19 protein-coding genes are annotated in these 24,693 nt (G+C 66.4%); 3 read left to right on the top strand and 16 right to left on the bottom strand.

From position 1 onward, the window contains the following. Position 1: 1 nt before the first annotated feature. The 10 genes from QW863_RS15290 to QW863_RS15245 all read right to left on the bottom strand — a co-directional run bounded on the left by QW863_RS15290 (position 2) and on the right by QW863_RS15245 (position 10,869). Entirely contained in the window at positions 2 to 949 is a 948-nt protein-coding gene (locus QW863_RS15290; protein ID WP_315715589.1) for a type II secretion system protein GspK, read from the bottom strand. Next, entirely contained in the window at positions 946 to 1,647 is a 702-nt protein-coding gene (locus QW863_RS15285; protein ID WP_315715588.1) for a prepilin-type N-terminal cleavage/methylation domain-containing protein, read from the bottom strand. The genes QW863_RS15290 and QW863_RS15285 overlap by 4 nt, the downstream gene beginning before the upstream one ends. Beyond that, positions 1,647 to 2,060 carry a type II secretion system protein J gene (locus QW863_RS15280; protein ID WP_409977930.1) on the bottom strand — a complete coding sequence of 138 codons (414 nt, stop codon included), beginning with the start codon at positions 2,058 to 2,060 and terminating at the stop codon, positions 1,647 to 1,649. Before QW863_RS15280 ends, QW863_RS15285 begins: the two co-directional genes overlap by 1 nt. Next, the gene (locus QW863_RS15275; protein ID WP_315715587.1) at positions 2,029 to 2,502 is read right to left on the bottom strand and encodes a prepilin-type N-terminal cleavage/methylation domain-containing protein; all 474 of its coding nucleotides are present in this window, start codon (positions 2,500 to 2,502) and stop codon (positions 2,029 to 2,031) included. Before QW863_RS15275 ends, QW863_RS15280 begins: the two co-directional genes overlap by 32 nt. 2 nt (positions 2,503 to 2,504) lie before the next feature. Continuing rightward, the gene (gene gspG, locus QW863_RS15270) at positions 2,505 to 2,984 is read right to left on the bottom strand and encodes a type II secretion system major pseudopilin GspG (RefSeq protein WP_315715586.1); all 480 of its coding nucleotides are present in this window, start codon (positions 2,982 to 2,984) and stop codon (positions 2,505 to 2,507) included. Between the two features lie 18 nt (positions 2,985 to 3,002). Beyond that, positions 3,003 to 4,217: a type II secretion system F family protein gene (locus QW863_RS15265; protein WP_315715585.1), complete on the bottom strand. Its 1,215-nt coding sequence runs from the start codon at positions 4,215 to 4,217 to the stop codon at positions 3,003 to 3,005. A gap of 4 nt (positions 4,218 to 4,221) precedes the next feature. Next, a complete protein-coding gene (locus QW863_RS15260) occupies positions 4,222 to 5,898 on the bottom strand; it encodes a GspE/PulE family protein (protein ID WP_315813930.1) in 1,677 nt (558 codons plus the stop codon). 113 nt (positions 5,899 to 6,011) lie between these two features. Continuing rightward, positions 6,012 to 6,539, bottom strand: a complete 528-nt coding sequence (locus tag QW863_RS15255; protein ID WP_315715583.1) for a tetratricopeptide repeat protein — start codon at positions 6,537 to 6,539, stop codon at positions 6,012 to 6,014. Next, complete coding sequence (gene gspD / locus QW863_RS15250; protein WP_315715582.1) at positions 6,536 to 8,893, bottom strand: type II secretion system secretin GspD; 2,358 nt, start codon at positions 8,891 to 8,893, stop codon at positions 6,536 to 6,538. Before gspD ends, QW863_RS15255 begins: the two co-directional genes overlap by 4 nt. 137 nt (positions 8,894 to 9,030) lie before the next feature. Next, on the bottom strand, positions 9,031 to 10,869 hold the full coding sequence (locus QW863_RS15245) for a porin (RefSeq protein ID WP_315715581.1): 1,839 nt from the start codon (positions 10,867 to 10,869) through the stop codon (positions 9,031 to 9,033). A 917-nt stretch (positions 10,870 to 11,786) separates the two neighbouring features. Between QW863_RS15245 and QW863_RS15240 the strand changes: the two genes are divergently transcribed. The 3 genes from QW863_RS15240 to QW863_RS15230 all read left to right on the top strand — a co-directional run bounded on the left by QW863_RS15240 (position 11,787) and on the right by QW863_RS15230 (position 19,318). Continuing rightward, on the top strand, positions 11,787 to 16,823 hold the full coding sequence (locus QW863_RS15240) for a helicase (protein ID WP_315715580.1): 5,037 nt from the start codon (positions 11,787 to 11,789) through the stop codon (positions 16,821 to 16,823). 34 nt (positions 16,824 to 16,857) lie between these two features. Next, complete coding sequence (locus QW863_RS15235; RefSeq protein WP_315715579.1) at positions 16,858 to 18,372, top strand: formylglycine-generating enzyme family protein; 1,515 nt, start codon at positions 16,858 to 16,860, stop codon at positions 18,370 to 18,372. Positions 18,373 to 18,754: 382 nt separating this feature from the next. Then, positions 18,755 to 19,318: a DUF4399 domain-containing protein gene (locus tag QW863_RS15230; RefSeq protein ID WP_315715802.1), complete on the top strand. Its 564-nt coding sequence runs from the start codon at positions 18,755 to 18,757 to the stop codon at positions 19,316 to 19,318. Between the two features lie 40 nt (positions 19,319 to 19,358). Here QW863_RS15230 and QW863_RS36005 read toward each other — a convergent pair whose 3' ends face one another. From QW863_RS36005 to QW863_RS15200, 6 genes are all read right to left on the bottom strand, one after another. Further along, positions 19,359 to 19,649, bottom strand: a complete 291-nt coding sequence (locus tag QW863_RS36005) for a hypothetical protein (protein ID WP_409977931.1) — start codon at positions 19,647 to 19,649, stop codon at positions 19,359 to 19,361. 176 nt (positions 19,650 to 19,825) lie between these two features. Then, positions 19,826 to 20,749, bottom strand: coding sequence for an NAD-dependent epimerase/dehydratase family protein (locus QW863_RS15220; protein ID WP_315767935.1), 924 nt, complete (start codon positions 20,747 to 20,749; stop codon positions 19,826 to 19,828). Positions 20,750 to 20,752: 3 nt separating this feature from the next. Beyond that, positions 20,753 to 21,754, bottom strand: coding sequence for a fumarylacetoacetate hydrolase family protein (locus QW863_RS15215; protein WP_315715577.1), 1,002 nt, complete (start codon positions 21,752 to 21,754; stop codon positions 20,753 to 20,755). Next, the gene (locus tag QW863_RS15210) at positions 21,754 to 22,329 is read right to left on the bottom strand and encodes a cupin domain-containing protein (protein WP_315715576.1); all 576 of its coding nucleotides are present in this window, start codon (positions 22,327 to 22,329) and stop codon (positions 21,754 to 21,756) included. Before QW863_RS15210 ends, QW863_RS15215 begins: the two co-directional genes overlap by 1 nt. Positions 22,330 to 22,345: 16 nt before the next feature. Next, on the bottom strand, positions 22,346 to 23,503 hold the full coding sequence (locus QW863_RS15205) for an MFS transporter (RefSeq protein ID WP_315715801.1): 1,158 nt from the start codon (positions 23,501 to 23,503) through the stop codon (positions 22,346 to 22,348). Positions 23,504 to 23,552: 49 nt separating this feature from the next. After that, a complete protein-coding gene (locus QW863_RS15200) occupies positions 23,553 to 24,683 on the bottom strand; it encodes an FAD-dependent oxidoreductase (RefSeq protein WP_315715575.1) in 1,131 nt (376 codons plus the stop codon). Positions 24,684 to 24,693: the final 10 nt, after the last annotated feature.

The raw sequence follows: 24,693 nt of genomic DNA, 5'->3' as shown, positions 1-24,693 counted from the left end.
GTCATCTCGGCGCCTTTCCTGTTGGCCGAAGCATCCCCGGAGTGTTGACATCATCGCGCCACGCCAGGACGCGGTAAGGATCCTCACCATCGCCCAGCAGGATGACCGCTTCCGTTGCGGCCCTGCGACCGCCGTCAAAGCCGATCGTGACCCACACGCGGACGGCATCGGCGACCTCCAAGGTCGCTCCGGCGCGCGCCGGCCCCAGCGCCGCGTTGAGCGACCTGACGTCGCGGCGCAGGCCGGCCCGCTGATCGAGGAAGCTCTTCAACTGCTCCTGGGTCATCCCGGGAAGCGCGGCCACCACCTCGGGGGCGGCCTCCAGCGCGTCGATCTCGCGCCGGCCGCTGAAGACGGTGACGAAGGACATGGCTCTGTCGACCAGCGGCGGCGGCAGGTTGAGCACCAGCCGAAGCTCCTCGACGTTTGCGAACGGCGCGGAACGAGGCATGTAGTCCGCGCCGGCCGTGCGGTAGAGATCGCGCTCCGCGTCCGCAACGTTGTCAGCCGGCGGCGTTCGCCAGCCGACGATCCGCTCGGCATACTCGCCGGCCTTGTCCGCGCGCGCGCCGAGAACCTCGAACAGGTTGGCCAGCATCTGCCTGGATGCCTGGTTGAGATCGATTCGGGCGGCTTCCGACCGGAACGTGACCGAAACCTGCGCATGATCGAGCCGGAATGAAAAGGCGCCGGCGGCGGGGCGCTGCGGCTTCGGCGACGCGGACAATCTGTAGGCCGCAAGCTCGAGGCCTGCCGAGGCCAGCGCCGCCGATCGCAGGCGAGCATCATCGAGCGACAGGCGTTGAGAGGTGCTGACGAGATAGACGGACAAGGCTCCTGCCAGTCCAGCCAGCGAGACCAGGAGCCACAGCACCGCAATGAGTACGAAGCCGCCTTCCCGATCATCGGGATCCGGATCTCGCGGGTGCTTCTGTCGCCACATCATCATTGCTTCGATGCTGTGGAGGCGCGCCCGACCGTTGCATCGGCCGAGAGAGCGTGTCTGTCGCAGGTGGGGTCCGCGGGCCGGCAGACGCTGTCGGGCGGCGCCGAAACACGAATGACGGCGATCCGTGACAGCGACGGTGCGCTTGCGCGGCTTCCGTCGTGCACCGTCACCCGCACGGCCGCAGGCAGCCTTTCTGCATTCTGCCACGATGGACTCCAGATCCGGTCTGTCCCCGCATAGGCAAACGACACCCGGTACGGCGCCTTCAGCAGCACCACCGGATCACCGAAATCCCGGGCGGACGGACTGCCGGGCGCGAATGCCGCGCGGGTGCGGGTCAACGCCGCGCCATCGCCGCCGCCTTCGGTGATGCGGACCACGTCCAGTCCCCGGCCCCGATGCGGTCCGAGCGCCGTTCGGACGAGCGTGATCGACGTCTCCGATCCGTCGAACAGAACCGACTTGGCCTGCCCATCCGGCTTGATGAATTCGGAGGCCGCGATATCGGCGCCGATGCGATCGAGCGCCATGCTGATGGATTCGCTGCGTTGGATGCGATACAGGCCGCGATCCCAGTTCGGCAGCCATTGCGATGTGATCGCGAGCAGCGCAGAGATCAGCAGCCCCATCAAGACCATGGCGACGAGGACTTCCACGAGGGTGAAGCCAGCTTGAGTATCGTTGGTCCGCGTCGCCATCACTCGGCCCGCCTTCGAACCAGCCGGACGGTTTCCAGCTCCATGGTCGCGCCCGATGGCGATCGCACCTGGAGCACGATCTTCTTTGGGACCCACGCCGACGCGCTGTCCGGTGCGCCGCCATCGATGGCGAATGGCTCCGCTTGCGCGCGCCAGAGATGAGCCGTCGACTCCCCTGACTGGGTCGGCGATGCCGGCGGCAGGCGGGACGGAAAGGCCAGCCACAGTGCGTTATAGGCCGCCTGTACCAGAGCGACGTGCTGCTCCAGCTTCCTGCTGCCGCGCGCCGAGGACCCCATGAGCGCGCCGATCGCGACGAGCGACACCGCCATGATCGCGAGCGCGACCAATGTCTCGATCAGGGTAAATCCTGCCGTCGGCCTATCGGCTCGACAGACCAGTGCTCGGGACAATCTCGATCCCTCCTGTCAGCCAGTTGACGCGAATTTGGTAGCCCGCATCGAGATGGGTGAGCGTGATGACGCCGCCGCACGACATGCCCGATCCGAAGAAGCTGATGGTCTGGATTGCGGGCCGATCGTCGCAACGACGCGGCAGCACCGTCTCGACCCGCACGTCCGTCGGCAAGCGAACGACCTGCCCATTCGCGCCCGAGCTGAGCGAGCGCGCCTGCGCGTCGATGCGAGTCACGACCTCCAAGCCTCGCCTGATCGCGGCGTTGCGATCGGCCTTCAGCAGCGCAGCAGCCTCGATCGCATAGGCCTCGAGTTGCGGCCGCGAGGTCTGCCGCGAGACGGCGGGGACCGCGACGGACGCCAGCAGCGCGACGATCGCAAGCACACAGACCATCTCGATCAGAGTGAAGCCGGCCTCGCAGCCGTCACGGCCGACCATCGTTATTTGGCACCCATCGTGATCGACGAAGAGATGTCGGCGGCAAGATCCACGCCGCCCTCCTGCCCGTCCGATCCGTACGACACGATTTCATAGGGCACATGCTGTCCGGGCGACCGGTAGACGTAGGCGTGATTCCAGGGATCGCTCGGGACATTTCCTCCCTTGAGATACGGACCCGCCCAGCCTGCGATGGTCGAGGCAGGCCGGACCAGCGCGGTCAGACCTTCCGACGAGGTCGGATAGCGCCCGGTGTCGAGATAGAACAGATCGAGCGCGCTCGAAAAACTCTGAATTTGAATCCGGGCCGTCTTGACCCGGGATTCGTTCAGGGATGACAGCACACGCGGTCCGATCAGACCCATGATCATTCCGATGATGGCGATGACGACCAGCATCTCGACGAGCGTGAAGCCGCTCTGAGGGTCGTCGCGCGCAATGTTGGTCCGCCGCGCGGTACAGCTGATCCCTGACTGTTTCATGCGATGATCCATCTTGTTCTACCCGACGAGTTGCGTCACCGACAGCAGCGCGGTCATCACCGAGACGATGAGACCGCCCACGACGGTGCTGATGAGAATGATCGCGGCCGGACCGACGATGCCCACGATGCGATCGAGGCCGCGCTGCAGCTTCGCCTCGTAGAACTCGGCGATGCGGCCGGCGAGGACCGAAAGCTGCCCGGTCTCCTCGCCGATCCGGATCATCCGCGTGGCCATGGCCGGCAGAATGTTCGTCGCTGCCAGCGCTTCCGACAGCTTGCCGCCGTGACGAACGCGGTCGGCCGCGGCGTTCCACGCCGCGGTGCTGCCGGTGGCCGCCATGATGTCGACCAGGATGCGCAGCGTCGCCGTCAAGGTCAGCCCGCTGCCGAGCAGGATCGCGAGATTGCGGCAGAATACGCTCGTGCGATACGACCTGAACACGGTTGCGAGACCCGGAAGCCGGCAGACCCGCGCGATCACGGCAGCGCGCACGCTTGCGCGGCCAAGGAGGAGGAGAGCCGCAGCAATCAGCGCGCTCGCCGACAGCGCGATCGCCGCGCCATTGCCGCGCACGAAATCGGAGATGTCGAGAAACGTGTTGATGGCGGCGTCGGACCTGGCGCCGAAATCGCGCAGCACCGCCGAGAACTGCGGCAGCACGACGATGAAGAAGAACAGCATCACCAGAAGCGCGGCGATCAGGACGAACAGCGGGTACTGCATCGCGTCGCTGAGCTTGCGACGCATGGCTTCCGCGCGCGCCCGCTCGGCGCCGAGCACATCGAGCACGTGATCAAGAGTGCCCGAGACCTCCCCGACCCGCACCAGCGCGACATACATCGCGGGAAACTGCAAGGCATGATGCGTCAGCGCTTCGGCGAAACTTTCTCCAGCCAGGACGCTGGATCGCAACCGGCTGACGATCGGACGCAGCCGACCGATATCGGCATCGCCAGCGAGAAGCTCGAGCGAGTCCTCGAGGCGGGCTCCGGCCTTCAGCAACAGCGCCAGATCGCGCGTGAAGGTCGTGACATCGCCAGGCGTCGGACCGCCGAACAGCGCCAACGCGTCGCGGGCGAGGACGCTCGCGGCCCTTTCCTCGACCGTCTCGATCGGCAGCAGCCGCAGATACTCGATCCGGTCGATCACCTCCTTGGCGGTGGCAGCCGAGATCGTGCCGTGCACGACGTCGCCGTTCTCGGTCAGTGCACGATAGCGGAATCTGCTCACCGGCTCACCTTAACGTTGTGACGCGCAGGATTTCCGCGACCGACGTGGCGCCGGCCCGGCACTTCGCGACACCATCGTCGAGCATCGTGGTCATGCCGTTCAGAATGGCGCTGCGGTCGATCACGGCCGCATCGGCCGTGCCCTGGATCAGTGACCGGATCTCCGGATTCAGCTCCAGAACCTCGAAGATGCCGAGCCGGCCGCGATAGCCGGTGCCGCCGCAGCGCTCGCAACCCGCCGGCTCGTAGACCGTCTCGCCGACGTCGAAGCCCACCGCGGCGTAGCGCGGGTCCGCGCAGAGATCGTCGGCGCTCAGCATCCGCTTCGACCTGCAGCGCTCGCACAGCCGGCGCACCAGCCGCTGGGCGATCACCGCGCGGAGCGTCGAGCGCAACAGAAAATCTTCCACGCCGAGATCGAGCAACCGCGGTACCGCCGCCGCAGCGTTTTCGGTATGCAGCGTGGTCAGCACGAGATGGCCGGTCAGCGCGGCATGGACCGCGACGTGGGCGGTCTCGCCGTCACGGACCTCTCCGACCATGATCACATCGGGATCTTGCCGCACGAAGGAGCGCAAGGCCGAGGCGAAGGTCAGCCCGATCGACGACTTGACCTGCGATTGGTTGATGCCCGGTATCTCATACTCGACCGGGTCCTCGATGGTGAGGATCTTGCGCGTGGGCTCGTTGAGGATCGACAGCGCGGTCGCGAGCGTTGTGGTCTTGCCGCTGCCGGTCGGCCCGCAGATCACGATCATGCCGTGCGGCAGCGCCAGCAGGCGGCGCAGCGATCGATCGTCGTGGGGAGAAAAGCCGAGCTTCTCGATCGCGAGCAGACCCCGATCCTTGGGAAGCAGCCGGATCACCGCCGACTCGCCATATTGCGTCGGCATCACGGCGACGCGCACGTCCAACTCGATGCGGCCGATGCGAAGCCGCGCAGCGCCATCCTGAGGCAGGCGCCGTTCCGCGATGTTCAACCCGGCGACGATCTTGATGCGCGAGATGACGGCTTGGGGCAGCACGCCGGACGGCTCAGGGAGCGGCTTCAGCAGGCCGTCGACACGCATCCGGACCGATAGCCCGCTCCGCATCGCCTCGACATGGATGTCGCTGGCGCGCAGCTCCACCGCCCGCTCGAACAGATCGTTGACCGCGCGTACCACCGGCGCTCCGGTGGCGAGGTCGCGCAAGCCCTCGATGTCGTCGTCGCGCAGCTGCGGCTCAGCCGTTTCGTTGCGCGCCGGTACTTCGTCCTCGCCGGCGAGCCGGTTCAGCGCGGTGGCAACATCCTCGGCGGAGGCGACCACCAGTTCGACTGCCGTGCCGAACACCAGCTCCGCGGCGCGTGCCGCTGCGGTGTCGCGGGGATCCGCCACCGCAAGACATGGTCCGTGCCCGGCGGATTGGAACGGGAAGACCATCGTCTCCCGCAGGAAGCGCCGTGAAAAATGTTCTGTGAGCGGTTTGGACGCCAGCAAATCGGACAGCGCGATCCGAGTCAATCCGAGTTGCCGCGCGATGTCGTCGGCGGACTCGGGACCTGCGGGATTGGTCGCCGTCGATGACCCCATCCCCGCGCGGTCCTGCGCCGCAGCGTCGACCCGTCCAGCGGCGAGCCGAACCGGCCCCCGGCCATCCCGCAGATCGTCGGCCAATCGTAGAGGAGGAGTCGAGCTCATGGCGCGTCCCGTGACGGATCGTTGTCGATCACCTCATTGCCGAGGTCCGGACTTTCGAACAGTTCGTTCTCGATACCAAAGATGACCCTTCTGCGGTCAGCTGATTAGAACAACTACAAACCCGAAATCGATGCGGTCGCGCGAACTCCGCCGGGCTGCATCGGCCGCCATTCGAGCGCGAGCCGTTGGCCGTCGGCGATCTGATCGGGCGACATCTTGAACGCGATGGCGTCCCGGATTCGCAAATAAGGTTCGCGCAGACGATTGGGCGCTGCGGCCGCTGCAAGATTGAGCCATTTGTAGGCCAGCACGAGGTCCTGGCAGACGCCATGCCCCTTGTCGTAGCTCAGACCCAAGAGGTGCTGCGCCGTCGGGTCGCCGCGCTCGGCGGCTCCGATATAGAGCTCGACCGCCGCCTCGTAGGACTGCGGGACGCCGAACCCGTTTTCATACATGTAGCCGAGCGCGGTCATAGCGGGCGGATGTCCACTCTGCGCCATCGGCGCCAACGCTGCGGCCGCCCTGACATACTCGCCGCGCGCCAGCGCGGCCCATGCGTCGCCGCGCGGCCGCGCGTCGGCCGCGACGATGCCGAAGGCGAGCGCCAGAACAGCGAAGGCCGTCGTCGCATGCCGCATCATCGATTGACCCGCGGTGTCTGAAGCGCACTCGTCGAGACAGGCCTGATCGTGCCGCGCAGCTTGGAGCGCAGCTCCTCGGCGACGTAATGGGCGTCGGTCCCGTCGCGGATGATCTGGGGGCGAATGAAGATGATCAGCTCGGTCCGCCCGCGGCTGCGGTCGTTGTTGCTGAAGAGGTCGCCGAGGCCCGGGATCTGGTCGATCCCCGGCACGCCGCTGCGGGTGCCCTGATGGGTTTCGCTGATGAGACCGGCCAGCAGCACGGTCTGGCCGCTGGCAACTGCCACCGAGCTCTTCACCTTGCGCTGGGCGACCGTCGGCGTGAGGCTGTTGACGGTCTGCGGCGAGACGTTGCTGATCTCCTGCTCGATCTCCAGCCGGACGTTGCCGTTCTCGTTGACCCGCGGTGCGACGCGCAGGATGATTCCGGTGTTGCGGTAGTCGATCGTGTTGACGACCGTGTTGTTGGTCGTCAGCACCGTGGCGCTGCCGGTCGAGACCGGCACCTGGTCGCCGACCTGCAATGTCGCCGCCTGGTTGTCGATCACCACCAGCGATGGGTTGGACAGCACCTTGACGTCGGTGACCGTATGCAGCGCGCTGAGGATCGCGCTCGGCTGGGATTCCGACCCGACCAGGAAATTGAACCCGGGAAAAGCGCGGCTGAGAAAGGCGTTGGTGATCGTTCCCGCGGCCGAGGCGACCGTTGCCGGCGCCGATGTCGAGGTGGTGTTGAGCACTGAGCCCTGGTCCGGCCTCAGGCCGAGGTTCTTGCTGGTGAGATAGGCCTGCACGCCGTAGTTCAGCGAATCGTTGAGCGTGACTTCGGCGATCGTCGCGTCGATCGCGACCTGCAGCTGCGGACGATCGCACTGACGCAGGGTAGCTTCGATCAGCCGGTAGTTTTCCCTGTCGGCATAGATGAGAAGCGTGTTGTTGACGACGTCGGGGGTGATCCGCACGCCCTCCATGAGCGGCTTGCCGCCCGAACCCGATGCGCGCGATTCCGATCCCGCATCGAGTCCCGCCTGGGTCGGCGGCGGCGCCCCGCCGAAGCCGCGGTTGGCGACCAGGCCGGCGTTGCCCTGCTGCTGGCTCGCGAAGCCGCCCGACTGAGCCGTCGCGCCGGCGGCCGAGAGCCGTTCGCTGCTCGAGCTCGACGATGCTCCGGACCCGGGAGCGAGGTCAGTCGACGATCCCTCGGCCGCGCTGCCCGCGTTTCCGGTGAACATGTCGTTCAGCACCCGCGCCATCTGGCGCGCCTCGCCATACTTGACACGGTAGACATGGACGCTGTTGCGCAGCGTGTTGCCGGCATCGAGCCGCTTGATCCAGGTCTCCGCCGTATGCAGCAGCGCCGGCTTGCGGCTGATGACCATGACGGCGTTCATCCGGCTGACAGTCTGGAACTTGACCATGTTCTGGCCGAGCCCGCTGTCGCCGGTGTCCATGATCTTCTCGAGCTCGGCGACGATCGGCTCGGGATTGCCATTGACGATGGGAAAGATCCCGACCGACTGTCCGCGCATCCAGTCCGCATCGAAGCTCAGCGCGGCATCGATCGCGGTGCGTCGCTCGGCGCCCGTCCCCTGGATCAGCAGCACGTTGCGGCCGGGATCGGCGCGCACCGTGCCGGGCTTGAGCGCAAAGCTGTCGAGCAGCTTCAGCAGTGTCGGGGCGGAGACATATTGCAGCGGCAGCACGGAGATGCCGTAACCGGGCTCTGCCGAGCCTCCGGCGGGATCGACGTTGCCGGCACCCACTGCGTCGCCGAGTGGAATCAGCCGGTATCCGGAGTTGTCGCGAACCAGCGCCGTCCCCGAAAGCCGGAGCGCGTTCTCGAGCACGTAGGCAACGTCCGATTTCGGGACCGGGCGCACCGAGGACAGGCTGACCGTTCCCTGGATCCTTGGATCGATGGTGTAGCCGACGCCGAGAACGTCGCCGAGCACCACCTTGGCCACCGTCGCGATCGGCGTATTCTCGAAGTTCAGCTCGAACCCGTTGCCAACCGGCTGCGAATGCGCGGCCACCTGCTGGATCGGGAGCGAGCCCGCGGCCGGCGCTTCCGCTCGCGCGTCCCTGGCATCTCGTGCATCGTCATTGCCGCCATAGATCTCGGCCCGGGCACGCCGCGCCGCCGGCGACTGCTCCGGCATGGCCTGCCTGGGATAGCGCGGCGAAAGGTCGATCCGGCCGACCTTGTCAAGCACGTCATCGCCGCGGCTATCGCTGCCGAGCGTCGCCGGGTTGCAGCCCGCCAACGCGATCGACATCGTGAGCAACGTTGCGAGCGTGCGGCATCGCAGCCAAGCTGCGCTCAAATCAGCAATCTCAACCACTCGCCCGCCCACCCGATCTGCCGAGTCCGTTCTACGTTTCGAGGCACACCCGGGCGGAGAGCGGTCGCGCTCCGCCCGGGTGCTCCAACCTGTGTCTTGCGAGGAGACGCCGCTGCCGTCAGGCCGCGGCCCCTGCTCGCGTCGGTCGGCTACCAGAGCCAGCCGACGCCCGCGAGAACCCGGTCGGACATCGCCCCCGCCGCGCTGTGATCGATCACCTTGGTGTAGTTCAGCTTGTAAACCAGGCTGGGATTCGGAAACACGGCAAGGCCGACGTCGTGGAACGTCATGTCACCGCTGCCCGTGATGTTGTTCAGGCCGTTGGTGAGATCGGAGCCGAGCATGCCCGACGTCTGGAAGTTCTGTCGGGTATAGCGATAGAACGGCACGATGTCGTAGTCGTTGGGCGCCCTGAAGTGGTAGGCGATCTCGCCGGAGTAGCCCCACATGTTCTTGCCGACGTTGTTGTCGTCGACGAGATCATTGTTGGCGCGGAGGTTCTCCGGATTGGAGAAGTTTACGTGGGCATATTCAGCCCGCAGCTCCAGCCCGGTGTTCGGAACGCGATAGCGGGCCTCGGTATTGAAGATCGTCATCGCGTTCTTGCCGAGGGGCACCTCGCTGCCGTCCGGCAGCGTCGCATAGGCGCCCCGCGGCGTGACGTTCGGCGAATAATAGATCGCCGAGCTTCCGGCAAAGCCGGGAAGGAACGACGGCGTGTAGCTCAGCCGCAGCGTATAGGCGAGCTGGTTGCTCAGCTGCCGGAAATCGCCGATCGGCGCTCGCGAGAGCGCGAGCGCTTCCGAGCCGTTGATGCCGCCTTCATAGCCGCCCGGATTGATATGACCATTGTCGCCGCGATGATCGAATCCGTCGCCGAAATCCTCCGCGCTCTGGCTGACCTGGAACTGATAGTTCAAGCCGTCGATGATCTTGCCGTGAAACCCTGCCGATGGCGCGTACCATGTCGTCGGGATCAGGCCGTTGGCAAGCTCCGGCCGCTGCACGCTGTAGAACAGCGTCGGCTCGTGATACAGGTTGGTGAAGGAGATCGGGATGAGATCGATACCCGGCGAACGCAGGGTGAAGTGGTCGTTGAACTTGACGTCGAAGAAGGCCTGCTCGACCTCGACCGCACCATGCAGCTTGTCGTCGTTATCGAATGCGGTGCCGCCATGCTCCCATTCCAGCTCCGCGTTGAAAGTGATGGAGTCATTGACCTGATAGGTCGGCAGCAAGACAAGGCGGGCCATGTCGAAGCCGTTCTGCCACTGACCGTTCGCTGCGGGATTTTGCACCGAGCCGAGCTTGATCTCGCCGTACATGCCGATCTTCATGCCGGGGACCGGCGACGGCGCGGCGCCGAACAGGTCTCTGCTGGGCTGCGGCGCAGGTGCTTTTAGATCTGCTGCCGGCAGAAATCGCGGCTTGGAATCCGAATCGGCGAACGCTGCCGCCAGCCGTGATGCCGGGGATGGCGATGGTCCGGCATCAGCCCCCTTCGACCCACTGTCCCTGACGTCCTTCGAGTCGGCGAGCGCCATGGCGTTGCCGACCGGCTGGCTGGACGCAGTCTGCGCGTTGTCGGAGGCTTTCGCACCTCCGGCACGCGCGTCCTTGGCGCCGATCAGAGGCATCGGGTCGGCCGGGCGGCGAGATGCGAGTGATGCGGACTGTCCGACGCTGGTCGTCTTCTTTGCCTTGGCGTCCTTGAGCTCGACTTGAAGACTGTTGATGCGCTGCTCCATGGACTCGAGCTTCGCCATCAGCGCTTTGACGGCTGCCCCGTCCGTGGACCGCGCCGAGCCGGCGTCGGCCGCCTGGGCTGCTGCGGCGCTCAACGCCAATGTCGATACGGCGGCAAGCAGAGATGGCAGGAGTCGGTCGCGGCCGCGAAGCGGGCCACCGCCTTTGCCAATACTCAAAGCGCCGTCGTGTGAAGACGCGGAGCAATCTGCGCGCCTTCCGCTGCAGCTAATCAAGACCATCAGTCAAACCTCCCCATGATGATGCGCGGACGTGCATCCCCTTCGCCCGCGCCGCCGTGAGCACAGAATTCGTGCGCGACTGCGAGCCATTCGCGCTAGAAGCCCGCGATGTCGATACTTGGGCTCGTCGGAGATGCTCGCGTGTCAGCACTTGGGCGGCGCTCGTTGCGCGGCGGAGGCACGGCTTGCCGACCAATCGCTTGGACGCCAGCCGAGATCTGGCTAAGTGTTTTCAGTCATTGATAATTGCTGCTGGGTTCATGTCCGGCGTGCGGAGCGTCGAGCGGCGCAGCGTAGAGCTGCATTCATGCCTTTGCATCGCGAAGTAATAAGCGACGTCACACTTCGCCAACGACGGCCCTACTCCGAAAGAAATTGCGTTCGTGCGATGGCGCAGCTCGGACGAAGCAATGGAATCCAACGAAAAGCCGCAAGCGGACGCGACTGAGATTGCGGCAAGACGCCGCACGCTTCTCTCGTGGAGATGTCGCATCTACGCACGCGAATACCAGTCCCTTCCGATCAAGGCAGTCAAACCGGTAAGGCGCTCGGCTTCTTTAAAGAGATTCTAAACCGGTTACGCGAACCGACAGCGGTGGTTCTCGAAATGATAACAAATCAGTTGGCGCAGTTTTCAGGGTCGACGACACGCCCGGACTCGCTCCCATCATTACGCCGCATTGCGTGACGCTATTATTCGCCAGTTAGTGTGGTCTATCTGACGTTGGCTTCAGTATTCCCTCGAATGCCATCGACGAAGACGTCGCCTGACCACATCAGGATCGTGAATAGTCAGATACGTCCATCTTCTTCGACGCGCGTGACGGAATTTTCTGCAAAGCGGGACGGACGTCAGGACGGGAGTTGAGGGTGAACCGATTGCTTCGCTTGGTCGCCGCTATCATCGGAGAGGCACTATGAACGCTGTCCATCGGTTGGAGCCGGCGGCCGGACCGTTGCAGAATGTTCTTGGGTATCTCACCGAGATGATCCTGCGCAATGCACGTGCGGTCGCGCGCCTGTCTGACCATCGGCTTGCGGGCGGACAATGCTTCGTGTTCCATCAGCATGAGCTGGAGAAGCTGCCCGGCATTACCTACAACACGTTCGACGCTGATGGGCCCGTGTGGCTCTCCATCGAACGCCTGGTCGCCACCGATCCTCCCGCCGTCGAGTACGACCTGGCGATGTGGATTGACGTGTCCGCTGATCCGGACCGTCGCCCGCTGGTTCGGCAACGCGTGACGATCACGGTGCACGCGGCGGAAAAAGACCGGTTGATCGCGGCCGGTGACGCACGCGGCGAGCACTGCTCGCCGGCGAACGGCCCGGGGGTGGCCGCCGGGCTCTGGAACGTGCGATTGCATCTTGAGCAACGCCCGGACATCGTCGAGCGTCTGGACCGCTATCTCGCCGGCTCGTGGACAAATTGGGCCGCGGCCGAGCGGCTACGCCGCAAGACCATCGCGGTTCATCAGCGATTGCGCGAGATGGCTCGCGTGGCGGGAGCCGGAGGCAACGATGGCAGCTGCGAAATCGTGTGGGGCATTGGCGTGTCACGCTGGCGGCAACAAGGCCGCGAGTTGGATCTTCCGCTGCTCGAACGCCTGGTCGAGATCGAGGTCCTCGATGGCTCCGACACCGAAATCAGAATCCGGCCCCGCATGGTCGGCGCGACGGTCAATCTCAAGGCGTTCGAACCGCTGACATCAGCGGCCGGATTGGCGGGGCAAACGGCCGAGCAGTTGCTCGAGACGATCGAGCGCGGCAACGAGCTTTCGCCATTCCAGCCCGCCAGCTTCGAGCCGGTTCTCAGCGCCATCGGCTCACAGCTCGACCCGCATGGGATCTACTGTCCCACCATGCCCGACTCCGCATTGCTGCTTCCCGAGGAGGACGAGCAACTGGTCGTCTCCGATCGCTGGGTGATCTTTGCGCGGCCGCGCTCGGACGCACTGCTGTTGCGCGACATCGAGCGGCTGAAGCGAGCGATCGAATACGCGCCCGGCGACGCTTGCTGCCTGGCCGCACTGTCTCGCCTTCTGCTTGGCGCGCCGGACCACGAAGCCCATGACGGCGCGCGCCGTCGTCTATCCGGCGTGATCGGTGAACCGATCGACGTCGGGCCGGATACGCAGATCGCGGCGGATCACGGCGACCTGTTCTTTCCGCTGCCGACGAACTCCGACCAGATGGAGGTCGTGCGACAGCTCCGGCGATCGGACGGACTTGTCGTGCAAGGCGCGCGCGGGTCCGAGCGCACGTCCACCCTCGTCAACCTGGTTTGCCATCACCTCGCAATGGGCCTGCGCGTTCTCGTCGTCTCGCGCAACGAGGCTGCACTCGGACTGTTGTCCGAGAAGCTGCCGCGCGCTGTCCGTGATCTGACCGTCGATCTAACCGGCTCCGACAAGGACGTCTTGAAGCATGCGGAGACAGTCGTCAGCCGGCTGCTGTCGATCCTCAAGACCACGAACCCGCGCGCGCAGGCGGAACAGGTCAATCGGCTGGAGCGCGACATCATCGCGACCAGCGTCGAGATATCGCGTCTCGATGACGCGTTCGCAGACATCGCCAGCCGCAGCATGCTGCGGTCATCCGGTGTCCCCGACCTGCCGTTCGACGCGTTGACCACGCTGATCGCCGACCGCGACGCCTATGCCTGGTTCACCGATCAGCCGTCACGATTCGTGAGTGAGAGCGACCTTCTGGTTGCGGCAGTCGAGCAGGCCCGTGAGGCGCGTGTTCGGCTGGGTACCGATCTCGCATATGTCGACGACGCGCTCCCGGAAATCGCGGCCCTGCCGGACGCCGTGACCGTGAGACGTTTGCACGAGGACCTGCAGCCGGCGCGGATCGACGGCGAAAGCCATGACAGCCGGCTTGCCTGCCAGATCATCGCGGAGCTCGGGCCGGACGGAGCGGACTTGCTCGCCGGCGACCTCGACGCGCTCGCGGCGGCCCACCGGATCATTGCCGACGAGCCCTGGCTCGCAGCGCTGTCGCCGGTCGGCCGCAAGGCCGATGCAATGTCGGTTGACGGTGGCATCCTCGTCGATTTTGCCCGCGATGCGTCGTCCCTGCTGTCGCAACGTGCCGGCTTCCTGGTTCGGCCGGTGGAAACGCCGGCGGACGCCTTCGCCAGCCAGGAACTGCTCACGATTGTCGAACGGCTGTCGGCCGGAGCAAGGCCGTTCGCGACATTCTCCCTGTCCGGCCGTGCGTTGAAGCAGACCGTGGAGGCGATCAGGGTGGCTGGCTTCGCGCCGAAAGGCGCGGCCGACTGGGGCCATGTTCGCGACTATCTGACCTGGCGTCGGCACCTGCATTCGCTCGACGCCAGATGGCGATCGCTAGCGGCCGAAATCGGTGCGCCTGCGCCCGAGCCGGACTCCTCTCACACGTTCCACGGTCACGAGCGCGTCGTCAAAAGCGTCGAGGCCGCGATCGTGCTGGCGGCGCTGGCGAAGCGCAATGTTCTCTCCGCCGCACCGAAGCTGTCGATGCCGGACGACGCGATCGCCGGATTGCTCGGTGACGGCCGACGACTTTCTGCGCTCGCAGCCGCAGTGAGGAGCATGGCTCTCCGCATCGGCAAGCAGCGGCTGGAGCTCACCCGGCTGAACGAGCTGTTTGGCGGCAGCGGCAAGATCGCAACGCAGGCTCATGCCGACGTGCTCTCGCAGATCGGCCGCGACGGTGTCGACCCGCGCGACATCGAGACACGCTGGAGCACCCTTCGCACCCGGCTGCAGTCGCTGCACGACCGGCGCCAAGATTTCGAACTGCTCGACGAGGTCTGCCGAGCGATCACCGAGGCCGGAGCGGACGCCTTCGCCCGGCGGATCAGGACCGAGCCGGCACATCCGCAGACCGGGGATCCGGTGCTCGTTGCAGATTGGATGATGGCCTGGAATTGGGCGGTGCTGATGCGGCAGACCGAAGGCATCGGTCAGCATCAGCGTTTGCAGGGCCTGTCCGACCAGCGCGCGGCGCTGGAGACGCGACTGCGCGAGCTGTTCGGTCAGGTCGTCGTGGCACGGATGCATCTCGGCCTGGCACAGAACACCGGCAGCGCCATGAGGCAGGCGCTCACCGTGTTCATGACTACGCTGAGAAAGATGGCAGCGACCTGTTCCGGCCCCACCGCATGCCGGTTGCGTCAGGCTGCACGCGAGGCACTCGAGAGCTGCTACGAAGGCATCCCATGCCAGCTCGTGCCGGCATGGCGCGTGGCCGAGCAGCTACCGGCCCGGCTCGGCGCATTTGATCTCGTCGTCATCGACGATGCCTCGCAATCCGATCTGCGCGAACTCACTGCGATGCTCCGGGCCCGCAAGGTCGTCGTCATCGATGACGATCGGCAGACCGGCGAGCGCGTCGCGCAAGGTGAGCACGACATCGAAACCATCGCACGCAGCATCCTGCGCAGCGGTCCGGCTGCCATGCGCCGGTTCCTGCTGCCGGGCGCAGCGCTCTGCGATTTCGTCAAGATGCTGTTTCCCGACCGGATGATCAGACTTCGGGAGCACGCTCGCCGGGTCGATCCGGTCGCGCTTGCAGCCGTCGGCTCACCGCAGCCATCGGCACCGCCGGCGACCAGCCCGCATCCGGCTCCCGCGCGGCTCGCTGGCGCTGCGGAGGATCACCCGGCATCCGCGCGATCCGTAACGCGCCGCGCCTATTCGCTGGAAGACGAGATCGCCACGGTGGCCGAAAGCCTGTCGCTGGCGCGGCTCTCGGAGCAACGCGCTGAGCCGGCCATCTCGATCGAGAGCCCGGTGCCGGATTGGCTGGGCAACCGCGCCGGCACCGGCATCGGGGCGCGTCCAACGCGGCGCCGCGAGCATGAGGTCGCGACCGATGAAACGCGTGCCGCCTCGTCGTCTGATACGCCCGCCTCTGCGCCGCCGGCGTCCGTCGCGCCCGCAGCGCCGGTCGACATCGCGGAGAATGAGCCGCCCGTGGCCGATCGTTCTGCGCAGGCTGCAAAGTCGCCGGCGGACGATGCCGCCGTCGCACGAGTGGCCGTGCTCGCCCACGAGGTGGAAACGTCCGAGACGATGACACCCGGTCAAGCCGCGTCGGAGCCCGCCGCTGTTCGTATCGATCATCGCGCGCTGTCGCCGGGTCGGCGTCCGCGGCCTGATCATGGAGCGAGGCGTCCACACCGCTCGCTCCGCCGGCACATGATGGCCGCTGCCGCCGGCTTGGCGGTCGCGGTGGTTGGCGCATCGATCTACTGGCAGCCGGCGGCGAGCCGGATCACGACGTCCTTGCAAACCGTTTTGAACCGACTCCCGGTGTCCTGGAATGCCGCCTCGCCGGCCGCCGCCGAGCCGCGCAAGGTCATCGCGGATCGGATAACGCCTGACGCCAGGGGCGGTGCTGGCGGCGATGCGATCACCACGGGGAGCGCGACCGAGACGATGGTGTCACATGCCGTGCTGTACCAGGAGGATCCGCAGGATCCGCACGGCAAGCGCTATCTCGGGAAAGTCACCTGGCATGTCGAGCCTGCGGCAGGAGCGGTGCCAGCCTCGATCAAAGGCGATGTCGAGATCGACAAGAGGATGACGGCGACGTTGTCGCTGCGTCCCAACAAGGAAGCCGAAATGCCGGCGAGCCACATCATGGAGATCAAGTTCAACTGGCCGGACGACCCGTCTCACGCCGGGGTGGAGACCTTGAAGGGCGTCAGCATGAAGCCCAAGGAAGCGGGTCGCGGGACCCCGTTGACCACCATGACCGCCAAGGTGACGCCGGAGTTCTTCATGATCGCGCTGTCGGCGGGGGATGTCGACATGAAGCGGAACGTGTTGCTGCTCAAGGGCAAGGACTGGATCGACATCCCGATCGTCTACAATGGCGGCAGCCGGGCGGTGCTGGCGATCGAGAAGGGAGCGGACGGTGAGCGCGCGTTCAAGGATGCGTTTGCCGCCTGGGGCCAATGACCTGGCGGCAAGGCCGACGCACGGAAGGTGTCCGATGATCGGCATCGAAGTCGTCGCGCCAGCGCATGCGCCGGCCACCGATCGGGACGAGCGACCGCTGACCGCCGTGACCTATCCGGTGCCTTGCGAGCAGTGCGGCCGGATCGTGCGGGTGGCGATGAACGCGCTGCGCCCACCCGGCTTCCACCGCCTCGACGAGCAGGTCGCGTGCCCCGACATCCGGGAGCGCCGAAGCAAGGGTGACGGCGGACTGTTGTTGATGATGTGCGGCCCCTTGAAGCAATCGCTCGCCGCACGATGCGATACGGCCGAGGTCGAGGCCACCGCTCCCGGTGGCGGACAGCCGGGACGGGTCGTCTGCAGCATTCCCGGCGTCTCGATCGCTCAATACGCCCCGAACGAGGCGCGCGGCCGTGCGGAGATCTGGCAGGCGCACGGCTACGACAAGCTGGCCACGAGGCTGCGTGCGGCCGCGGCGAGGGCGGAGCGCAGGCCGCTGGTCTGGACCCGCGCTGCGGCGGCCGGCCTCGGCGCATTGTTGCTCGCTGCCGCCGCTAGCTGCTTCATGCTGGCGCGGGAGCCGGCCGCTCCCCCGCCAACACAGCCGCAAGCCGCCGAGGCCTCCGTGGCCGCGTGGAGCCGCGCAAGCGTCGAGAGTTCGGGGCGCGTCGTCACGGCAGAGGCCATGTCAGCCGCGACCGCCCCGGCGCCGATGCCGGACGCGCCCTCGGACCCTGCAACGCTCTCGCGTTCCACGGAAACCGCGCCGCTCGAGACGCCCGCCCTGCTCGCGTCGGCAAGCGCTGCGACCGCTCCCGAGACTGCGCCGGCAGCAGAGTCGACTGCGACCCCAGGGCCGGCGGAGGCAGCGGCGATTCGCCTGCCTGACATGGTGATGATTCCAGGAGGGGCATTCGCGATGGGCGGCGTCGAGAGCTCCGAGCTTCCGGTCCACCGCGTCACGATCAAGCCGTTCGCGCTCGGCAAGTACCCCGTCACGATTGGCGAGTGGAAGGCGTGCGTGGCTGACGGGGCATGCGCCGACGTGATGAGCGGCCCGGACGACAACCCCGTGACGAATGTCGGCTACGACGACGTCAGGGGCTATCTGGCTTGGCTCTCGCGGGCCGTCGGCAAGCCGTTCCGGCTCCCGACCGAGGCCGAATGGGAATATGCAGCGCGCGGCGGCGCAACGACGGCGTTCTGGTGGGGCGACCGGATGCGCTCCGGCATGGCCAATTGCAACGGATGCAACGAGCCCGGCGCGCCCGCGCAGCTCATGAAGGTCGGAAGCTTTGCGGCCAATCCGTTTGGCCTGTTCGACATGGGCGGGAGCGTCGACCAATGGGTGGCCGACAGCTGGCACAAGAGCTATCAGGGCGCGCCGTCCGATGGCTCGGCATGGATCGACGAGCAGAGCTTCGTCCATGTCATTCGCTCGGGTTCATGGAAGAAGGATGCGAGCTATGCCCGCAGCGGGAGCCGCGACCGCTATGATGGGCGCGTCAGGTATCCGACCCATGGCTTTCGCCTCGCTCTTTCGCTCTGATGCGGCCGCGGTATGCTGAGCCAGGCCAGCGTGCCGTCGACGCCGATGCCGGGCCTGCGCCCGCAAATGTCTCGCGCCACAGCGAACACCAGCGTCGCAGATCCGTAGGACGCCTGGTCTGCCGAGCCTCTTTATTCAAATTCTTATCGGGAATCGTAGGACGAGACCGATCGAAACCTCAAATTTGCCGCGCTACGCCCCATTCATGGACCGGCTACACCGTTCGATATTTGCGATCGATGATCGTCGTTGTTTATGAGTTGGGGATATGTGGAGTGAGAAATCTACGCGTCGCGCGCCGCTACTGGATCTGACGCCCTGGCGACGACGTCGTCTCGCCGCAGTCGCGACGCTCGGGTCCACCGTGTTGGCCTGCACGCTGGTGCTGTTGCCGACTCTCGCATGGGCGCAGGCGAAAACGGCGCCGAAGGACGCCTACCTGTATTTCATCACGCCAACCGACGGCGACACCGTGAAGACCGCGTTCTGGTGCCGGTTCGGACTTCGCAACATGGGCGTGACCCATGCCGGTGACGCCTTTGCCAACACCGGCCATCATCACCTCCTGATCGACGCCGATGAGCCGATCAGCCCGGGCGAGCCGATTCCGCAGGACAGAAAGCACCTGCACTACGGCGCGGGCGAGACCGAGGCCCTGATCGAGCTGCCCCCCGGCAAGCATAACCTGCAGCTCGTCCTGGGCGACGGCATGCACTTCAACTTCGATCCACCGCTGGTATCGAAGAAGATCACGATCACCGTGAGCAGTGCTTCGCAGAGGCACGGGCAGAGCGCCACTCACGCCCACCGGCGGACGCGGCATCTTCACGCGCACACCGCGCGTCTGGCGGCGCAACCGTCGGCCGCCGAAGCGCCGCCGTCCGATCCGGCAAAATCGGCGGGAGCCGTCGATTTCATCAAGAGCTTCCTGTCGGGTGCGAAATGAGCCTCCGCCGCTCCCCGATGGAGCCGGCCGGCACATCAGTTCATCGCGACGTGCCGGAGCCTCCAACCGCAGCACTGCATTTGTCCGGCTCGGCTCTATTGATACGACCTCCAGACGCGAGGCTTGCTTCGCCTCGGCGAGCGCCAAGAGCGATCATCAGCATCGGTCCAAGCTCGGAGGCGAGGCGCTGGGAGACCACGCCATTGATCGTCCGGAACAGGTACGACAGGAAATAACCAGCCGCGAATGGAATGAACACCAGAGCCGTAACGGTCCAGCCTGGGATTGCGGCACCACCGACCTTGGCGTCAACGCCCATCCTGCCGAACATGTAGTCCGGCTCAAACTCCCAGAAATCAATAGTTCAGCTTGGAAACTGGCGCTCCCTAAGGAAGCAGGGAAAACCAACAAAATCAAAGAATCAGCACTCCTTTTGGGACGCCATGGCCGCGGCGCCCATGGCCTCGCCCGACAGATGCTGGTCCGGCGAGTTGGGCTCATTCCCCGTCATGCGATCGCGCGCACCGCATTCGCGATCATCTCCGCCACCGATCCATCGTGGGCGAAGCCGAGGGCCAGCTCGGCGGTGGCATCCAACTCGGGATAGCGGCCGAAGACGTCCTCTATGCCTTGATCGGGATCGAACGTCACGCGCGCGGCGCGCTCCGCGCCGAGCAGCTGCGCCAGGCCGTCCACCACCTCGGCGATCGAGAGACGAAGCGCCGGAAGCTGCAGGGTTCCGCAGACATCGAGCTTCCCGGCGAGGAGGAGATTGTCGACGGCGGCCTTCGCGGACAACCACCAGGCCGTCGCGCCCGGCGACACCGGACAGACATAGCTCTCGCCCGCGGACAGCGCATGCAGCAGCTCGCTCATGAACGCCGATCCGAAGCCGCTCACGGGCCTGGGCCGCGCCACGATGCCGGGCAGCCGCAGTGCGATACCCGACAGATCTCCGCGTCGCGTGTGATCGGCGAGCGCGATCTCCACCATCCGCTTGTGCGCGCCATAGGTGATCGCCGGCCGCGCCTCCGTGCGTGCGCCGACCCGCGCCTCCGCAAGCGCGCCGTAGACGGCGATGCTGCTGGCATAGACCACGCGCGGCCGATGTCGGCTCTCCGCCAGCAGCTGGAAGAGATCCAGCGACGCATCGAGATTGACGCGGCGGCCGAGCGCGGGCGCGGCCTCGGCGCGGCCGCCGGGAATGCTGGCGAGATGGAACACGAGGTGGAACGGCGCGGCGCCGAGTTGCTCGAGCACGGCAGGATCGTCGAGGCCGCCTCTGATCCAGGACAGACGCGCACCGGACAATCCCGCTGGCGCCTCGGCGAGATCGAGTGCGGTGATTTCAGCACCGTCCATGTCGATCAGCAACCGATGCAGCAGCGCACGGCCGATGAAGCCCGCGGCCCCCGTGACTAGAATACGCATGGTTCAATCCGGCCGATCGGCGCCCGCCGCACGAACCACGCGCTGCGCGACACGCCCGAACGGACCCGGCCGGCCATCGGCGAAGCAGGCCTGCATGGTCACCTCCTCACCGAAGCGCAGGAACGAGGTCCGCGCCGCGCCGTGTTCGATCATCTCGATCGCCCGGACCTCGGCAAGGCAGCTCGATCCGGCGGCGCGATCGGCGTTCGAGACCGTGCCCGAGCCGATGATCGTGCCGGCCGTCAACCGCCGCGTCCGCGCCGCATGGGCGATCAGCTGCGGGAACGAGAACGCCATCTCGCGGCCCGAGGCTGCGCCGATCCGCTCGCCATTGCGCCGGACATGCAGGGCCATGTCGAGCCGGCCATCGCGCCAGGCATCGCCGACCTCGTCCGGCGTCACCGCAAACGGCGCGAAGCTGGTCGAGGGCTTCGCCTGCAGGAAGCCGAAGCCGGTGCGAACCTCGCGCGCGCCGACCGCGCGCAGGCTCCAGTCGTTGATCTGCACCAGCAGCCGGATTCGTTGCGCAGCCTCTTCGGCAGAAGCAGCCATCGGCACGTCGTCGACGATGACGCCGAACTCGCCCTCGAAGTCGATGCCATCAGCTTCTGTCACGAAGGGAACATCGTCCTGCGGCCCGAGGAAGTCGTCGCTGGCGCCCTGGTACATCACCGGGACGGTGTCGAAGTCGGGGATCGGCGGCTTGTTGAAGGCGACATCCATCAGCCGTCCGTGATTCAGGAAGGCCGAGCCATCCAGCCATTGCGGCGCGCGCGGCAGCGGTGCGAGGCATCGCGCGGGATCGAACGCCGTTACATCGGCAGCCGATCCATCCTCGAGACTTTCAGCGAGCTGGCGCAACGCCGGCTCGACCTGCTGCCAATTCCGCAGCGCCGTCAGCAGATCCGGTGCGATGGCGCTGGCATTGCACGCGCGCGCCTGATCCCCGGAGACGATGACCAGGCCGCCGTCGGGGCTGCCGTTCCGATAGGTCGCGAGTCTCATCAGCTGGCCTTGGTCGGGTTGGCTTCGGGACCGAACTTGCCGTCGACCAGGATGAACAGCATCCGGCACGGCTTGTCGCTGCGGTTGGCCCAGGCGTGGTTGGTGCCGCGCTGGATCACCACGTCGCCGACCTTGAGGTCAGCGGTGCCCTTGTCGAGCACCAGCGTGATCTCACCGGAGATGACGATGCCATAGTCGATCGTCTCGGTGCGGTGCATCAGCGGATGTGGCGATTCCGTCGTCACGGTCGAGGCGTGGGGGTCGCCGATCTGGCTGAACGCGGCATTCATGCGCGCCGCGCCGTTGCGGAGAAAGTCCTCGGTATCCGGCGGAATGTCGACGAAGCGGATGCGGCTGCCATGCGTTGGCGGCGGCAGCCGCAGCGGCCCGATCGTCGGATCGGGACCGTTGTCGATCAGCGCCGGCGTTGCCTGCGTGCTCCAGACCTCGTGGAAGAAGGTGCCGGGGATCGCCGCCAGCTCGGTGACGGTTGGCAAGGCGCCGTCGGACGAGATCACGGCGGCGCCCTGCGCGTCATGGCCGGTGACGACGCGGCGGATCTGCGGAAGGGTCATGCTGGAGGCCTCCTGGTCAGGCGATTTCGAGAGAGGCGGCGGACGCTGCGCCGCGCGCAGCGAACACGCGCGAGAACATCACGACGGCGACGGATGAGATGATGACGGCGCCGAGCCCGAGCGCAGGATAGCCGAACAGCTGCACCAAGGTGCCGCCGAGAATGGGGCCGATCGCAGCGCCGATCATCAGCATCGCCGGCGTGCCGGCCAACGCCCGCGCGGTCGGGTCGAGACGCGACAGCAGCCCGAACGCAAAGGTGTGGGTGAAGATCATTACCGCGGCAAAGATCGCGGTCGGGACCGCATAGGCGACGAAGCCGGAGCCGAAGGTGATCGTCACGGCGATCAGCGCCTGGCAGACCGGGCCCGCCAGCAGCACGTGTCTCGCCGGTAGCCGCCGCTCCATTATGGCGGCGAGCGGCGCCGGCAGCAGGTTGACGAAGCCGAGCGCGATCAGCACGCCCGTCACCGCGTCAGCTTCGAAGCCGCGGTCAGCGCCGATGCGCTCGATGAAGCTGAACAGCATCGCCTGGGTCAGCGCCATGCAGCTGATGCCGGCAATGCCGAACCAGACGGCGCGCGGCAGATGGCTGACCTCCGCGATCAGATCCTCGTCACTGCGCACCACGCCCTTCGGAAATGATAGCGCCGCCGCCAGCGCCGCGACCGCCATCACGCCGGCAAACACGACGAACAAGGCCTGGCCGCCGAAGCTCGCCACGAGATTGGGCGTCATGCCGAGAAACAGAATGGCAAACACACCGAGCGCCATTCCGACGATGGCGAACAGGCGGTGCGGGTTGGCGCTGCGTGCGATGGTGCCGTGAGTGAAGCTCAGCCCGCAGGCCGCTGTTGCGCCGCCCAGCGCGTGCAGCATCGCGAGCAGCGCAAACTCCGACGTTCGGCTCGCGGCCAGGAACACCAGCGCGGCCACGGCGTATCCCGCAGCCGCCGCCAGGCGGGCGTTCATCCGGTTGAAGCGAGGCGCGAAGAACAGGCTGCTGAGCACGGCGCCCAGCAGGAACAGCGTGGCCAGCAGTCCCGCCTGCTGCGGGCTGAACCTGTAGCGCTCGATCAGCGCGCCCACCCAGACCGGCAGCGCGACGAGATCGACCATCCCGGCGCAATGCGCGACCATCAGCGCGATGCGCCCGCGCCACGTCTCCGTCGTCACCGTCATTGCTTCCTCCCCGTTGATGATGTTGTTCGTTGATGTTGTTGGCTCAGATCGGCTGCGTCAGCCCGACGATCGACTCGCGCATGATCCTGGCGTGCTCCGCCTTGTCGCCGTTCTCCATTTCGATGCGGCAGAGCTGCGCCGAGTTCTCGATCACCATGCGGCAGCGCTCCCAGCGGCGCGCATGGAAGCGGTCGAACGCCTCCTGCAGGGTCGTCGCGCGAGCCAGCTCCTCGGCCAGCACGATGCCGCTCTCGATGCCGATGCCCGCGCCGGAGGCGAGGTGAGGCGTGGTCGCGGCCACGGTGTCGCCGATCAGGATGACGCGGCCGCGATTCCACGGCGCCGGCACCAGCAGGTTGGCGAGCGGCCGATAGTCGATGGCGGCGTCGGGAGCGAACAGATGCGCCCGCAGTGCCACCAGCACGGGATCGCTGAACGGCGCCAGCAGGTCCGCGACCAGTTGCGGCCAGGACGCGCGCTCGGCCTGGAGCTTTTCCGGCCGCGCCTCCGTCACGAACATATACATGTGGCTCGGCGACACCGGGTTGACGCCCGCCTTGACCGCACCACCCAGCCACATCCGCGGACGCACGATGTCGGCCGGCCGCGGCAGCACGGCGCGCCAGACCACCTGGCCGATGTATTGCGGCGGCTTGACCTCGGGAAACAGCAGCGCCCGCGTCTTCGAATGCACGCCATCGGCAGCCACCACGAGATCATAACGGCCCGTCGTGCCATCGGTGAAGGCGACCTCGACATCGCCGTCGTGCTGCGTGATCCGCGTGTAGGTGCAGCCGACACGCACGTGAACGCCAGCGGCGCGCGTCGCATCGGCGAGGATGCGCCCGAGTTCGGGCCGCATGATTCCGCCGCCGCCGGGCACATCCGATCCTACGGCCTTCGGTGTCGGGATCTCGCCGATCCGATGCCCCGATGGCGCGAACAGGTCGACACCGTCAGCCGTGTAGCCGCGCCGCGCGAATTCCGCGAACACGCCGATCGTCTCGAGCGCGCGCAAGGTCGGTCCGCTGACCGTGATGCCGGCGCCCTCCGGCCGCCAGTTCGGATCGACCTCGACGAGATCGATGTTGATGCCCGCCTTGCGCATCTGGATCGACGCGGCCATACCGGAAAAGCCGCCTCCGATCGTCAGCACCCTGCTCACCACTGCCATGGTGCTTCCC

It is taken from the genome of Bradyrhizobium sp. SZCCHNR1017, from assembly GCF_032381375.1.
Taxonomy (GTDB): Bacteria; Pseudomonadota; Alphaproteobacteria; order Rhizobiales; family Xanthobacteraceae; genus Bradyrhizobium.
Note: the sequence above shows the minus strand (reverse complement) of the source record. Positions and strands in the feature narration are given on the sequence as shown.

Bases quoted from the DNA above. Each gene is read 5' to 3' on its own strand.
- QW863_RS15215 (WP_315715577.1), bottom strand. From the start codon at position 21,754: ATGAGACTCGCGACCTATCGGAACGGCAGCCCCGACGGCGGCCTGGTC.
- QW863_RS15240 (WP_315715580.1), top strand. From the start codon at position 11,787: ATGAACGCTGTCCATCGGTTGGAGCCGGCGGCCGGACCGTTGCAGAAT.
- QW863_RS15275 (WP_315715587.1), bottom strand. From the start codon at position 2,502: ATGGTCGGCCGTGACGGCTGCGAGGCCGGCTTCACTCTGATCGAGATG.
- QW863_RS15285 (WP_315715588.1), bottom strand. From the start codon at position 1,647: ATGGCGACGCGGACCAACGATACTCAAGCTGGCTTCACCCTCGTGGAA.
- QW863_RS15245 (WP_315715581.1), bottom strand. From the start codon at position 10,869: ATGGTCTTGATTAGCTGCAGCGGAAGGCGCGCAGATTGCTCCGCGTCT.
- QW863_RS15255 (WP_315715583.1), bottom strand. From the start codon at position 6,539: ATGATGCGGCATGCGACGACGGCCTTCGCTGTTCTGGCGCTCGCCTTC.
- QW863_RS36005 (WP_409977931.1), bottom strand. From the start codon at position 19,649: ATGTTCGGCAGGATGGGCGTTGACGCCAAGGTCGGTGGTGCCGCAATC.
- QW863_RS15200 (WP_315715575.1), bottom strand. From the start codon at position 24,683: ATGGCAGTGGTGAGCAGGGTGCTGACGATCGGAGGCGGCTTTTCCGGT.
- QW863_RS15235 (WP_315715579.1), top strand. From the start codon at position 16,858: ATGATCGGCATCGAAGTCGTCGCGCCAGCGCATGCGCCGGCCACCGAT.
- gspG (WP_315715586.1), bottom strand. From the start codon at position 2,984: ATGAAACAGTCAGGGATCAGCTGTACCGCGCGGCGGACCAACATTGCG.
- QW863_RS15260 (WP_315813930.1), bottom strand. From the start codon at position 5,898: ATGAGCTCGACTCCTCCTCTACGATTGGCCGACGATCTGCGGGATGGC.
- QW863_RS15290 (WP_315715589.1), bottom strand. From the start codon at position 949: ATGATGATGTGGCGACAGAAGCACCCGCGAGATCCGGATCCCGATGAT.
- QW863_RS15210 (WP_315715576.1), bottom strand. From the start codon at position 22,329: ATGACCCTTCCGCAGATCCGCCGCGTCGTCACCGGCCATGACGCGCAG.
- QW863_RS15220 (WP_315767935.1), bottom strand. From the start codon at position 20,749: ATGCGTATTCTAGTCACGGGGGCCGCGGGCTTCATCGGCCGTGCGCTG.